This is a genomic window from Streptomyces sp. NPDC127197 (assembly GCF_042672405.1).
Classification (GTDB): domain Bacteria; phylum Actinomycetota; class Actinomycetes; order Streptomycetales; family Streptomycetaceae; genus Streptomyces; species Streptomyces flavusporus.
The window spans coordinates 1-2,808 of sequence record NZ_JBHXVG010000118.1 but is presented as its reverse complement, the minus strand read 5'-3'; the positions used below and the strand labels follow the sequence as shown (position 1 = coordinate 2,808).

The 2,808-nt window shown below is 73.6% G+C and carries 4 protein-coding genes; 2 read left to right on the top strand and 2 right to left on the bottom strand.

The annotated features are described in order from the left end of the window. A partial coding sequence (locus tag ACFVJQ_RS45730) for an MBL fold metallo-hydrolase (RefSeq protein WP_385791900.1) occupies positions 1 to 487 on the bottom strand: 487 nt, incomplete at its 3' end. Between the two features lie 24 nt (positions 488 to 511). Beyond that, positions 512 to 1,774 (bottom strand): MFS transporter, encoded by a 1,263-nt coding sequence (locus ACFVJQ_RS45725; protein WP_385791898.1) that lies wholly within the window; start codon positions 1,772 to 1,774, stop codon positions 512 to 514. A gap of 131 nt (positions 1,775 to 1,905) precedes the next feature. Between ACFVJQ_RS45725 and ACFVJQ_RS45720 the strand changes: the two genes are divergently transcribed. Together ACFVJQ_RS45720 and ACFVJQ_RS45715 are read left to right on the top strand one after the other, a co-directional pair. Beyond that, entirely contained in the window at positions 1,906 to 2,115 is a 210-nt protein-coding gene (locus ACFVJQ_RS45720) for a hypothetical protein (RefSeq protein WP_385791896.1), read from the top strand. Then, the coding region (locus ACFVJQ_RS45715; RefSeq protein ID WP_385791895.1) for an amidase at positions 2,102 to 2,808 on the top strand (707 nt) is incomplete at its 3' end. The genes ACFVJQ_RS45720 and ACFVJQ_RS45715, both read left to right, overlap by 14 nt.

Sequence of the window (2,808 nt, the reverse complement as noted above, 5' to 3'; positions counted from 1 at the left end):
CGGCCCAGAACTCCCGCTCGACGCGGGAGGTGAGGTAGCGGGCGTTGGGGAAGGTGGGGACCCACTCGCCGTTCACCTCGTGGGTGTTCCAGCCGACGTGGTCGGCGTGCAGGTGGGTGAGGATGACCAGGTCGATGGAGTCCGGGGGGAATCCGGCGGCGGTGAGGCGCTGAAGGTAGTCGGTGTTCAGGTTGTGCCAGGCGGGGTTGGCCCGCTCCTTGCCGTTGCCGATGCCGGTGTCGACCAGGATGCGCAGCCCGGCGAGGGTGAACGCGAAGCTGTGGCTGTCGAGGTGCAGGATGCCCTCGTCGTCGGCGAAGTGGGGGCGCAGCCAGTCCTGTTGGTTGACGAGGTCCGGGGTGGCGTCGGGCAGCAGCCACGGTCCGGTGGCGGGCGGCAGGAGGACCTCGTCGATGCGGTGGACGGTGACGTCGCCCACGGTCCAGGTGGGGATGGCGGTCGGGTCGGTGGCCGGTGCAGTGCTCATGATGGGTCGTTTCCTTGTGTCTCGTTACGGAAGGTCGTTGTGTGCGCGGTGGGCTGTCCTGCGTCTCGACACGGCGAGTGCTGCCAGGGCCGCGACGGCGAGCAGGGCGGCGGCGACGGCGTAGGCGTGGGCGGTGGTGTTCAGCCCGTAGTGCTGGGTGGCGGCGCCCGCAGCGATGGCGGGCAGGCTCATGGACAGGTAGCTGAGGACGTAGTAGGCGGCCAGGGTCCCGGCGCGGTCCTGCTCGTCGAGCGAGGCGAGCGTCATGCGCAGCGCCCCTTGGGAGACGGCCCCGAAGGCGATGCCGGCCAGGGCCGCGCCGCCGTAGACGGCGGGCAGGCCGGCGCCGTGCAGACCGAGCAGGCTCAGGGCCGCGGACGGGATGACGGCCAGGCTTCCGCCGGTGGCGGCGGCGCGCGGCGCCGTGCGCCGCAGTGTCCACACGGTGAGCGTGGCCGCGGCGGTGAGCACGAAGAAGACCATGCCACCGGCCCCCTGCGGGGCGCCGGGGGCCACCAGGTGCACGAGCGCCGGTCCGAGGGAGGAGTAGAAGCCGCCCAGGGCCCATACGGCGACGACAGCGGTGCCGACCGCCAGCAGGGCGCGGCGCGCCGACGGCGGCACGGCGAGGTGAGGGCGCAGCGAGCGCAGGGCGCCGGCGTGCGGGCGGGCCGTCTCCGCGGTGAACGTGACCGCGACCGCCTGGGCGGCGAAGAGGACCGCCAGCAGGACGTACACGGTGACCGTGGGCGCGGGGGCGAAGCGGACGAGGAGGGTGGAGGCCAGCACGCCGGCGGCCATGCCCGCCACCGGGGCGATGCTGTTGGTCAGGGCGGAGCGGCCCGGACGCCGGGGGTCGTGAAGGTCGAGGAGGGCCGCTCCCGCGGCGCTGGTGGCCGCGCCGGTGGCCGCTCCCTGCAGGATCCGGGCGGTGATCAGCGCTCCGGCGCTGTCCGCCGAGGCCAGCAGCACCATGGAGGCGGCCTGAAGCAGCAGGGCGCCCGCCAGGACGGGGCGCCGCCCGAGGTGGTCGGAGAGCGCTCCGGTGGTGAGCAGGGCCAGCAGCAGCGTCAGGGAGTAGGCGCTGAAGACCACGGTGATGGTGAGCGCGGACAGGGCCCAGGCGTCCTGGTAGTGGGGGTAGAGGGGCGTCGGCGCACTGGATGCCGCGAGGAGGGCGGCCAGGATCGAGGCGTCCAGGACGAAGGACGCCGCGCGGTGGGCGGGCTGGGTGCGGGCTGCCGGGTGGCTGGATTGCGCAGGTGCGCGGGGTGTGACGGTGGACATGGGACTCCTCGGCCCTAAACGCAATGAGTTTGCTTTAAGCCACCGTAGGCTCTACAGTCGACTAACGCAAACCCTTAGCTTTTGGTGCCGGGGGTTGCCCCGCCCCTCCAGCCCCGAGGAGAGAGAAGTCCATGTCCTCCGCTGAACTCACCCCGCCGGAAGCGGCCCGCTGGGCCGCCCGCGCCGGGCTCCCGCTGCCTGCCGACCGCCACGCCGCGGTCGCAGCCACCGCCAACCACATCCACTCCGTCGTCGCGGTCCTGCGCGAGCTGGACTTCGGGGACACCCCGCCCGCCCCCGCCTACCGCGCGGAACAGGAGATGCACGATGCAGCCGTATGAACTGTCCCTGAGCGCAGCCGCCGACGCGATCCGGGCCCGCCGGCTGTCCCCCGTCGAGCTGGCTGACTCCGTCCTGGCGCGCATCGAACAGGTGGAGCCGCACCTTCAGGCCTACGTCACCGTCACCGCCGAGCACACCCGCCGGGCCGCGCGCGAAGCCGAGAACGACATCGCGGCCGGCCGCTACCGCGGTCCGCTGCACGGCATCCCGATGGGCCTCAAGGACCTGATCGACGTCGCCGGCGCGGCGACCTCGGCCAGCTCCCGCGTCCGCGCCGACCACCGCGCGCAGGCGAGCAGCACCGTCGCCGCCCGTCTGTCGGCGGCCGGAGCCATCCTGGTCGGCAAGACCCACACCCACGAGTTCGCCTACGGGCTGACCACCCCGCAGACCAACAACGCCTGGGACACCGGCCGGGTCGCCGGCGGCTCCAGCGGCGGATCCGCCGTCGCCGTCGCCGCGGGCACCGCCACCTTCACCCTGGGCACCGACACCGGCGGATCGATCCGGGTGCCCGCCGCGCTGAACGGGGTGGTCGGCCTCAAGCCGACCTACGGCCTCGTCCCCCGCCACGGCGTCACGTCCCTGTCCTGGTCGCTGGACCACGTCGGCCCGGTCACCCGCACCGTCGAGGACGCGGCCCTGGTCCTGACCGCCCTGGCCGGACACGACCCCCGAGACCCCGCCTCCCT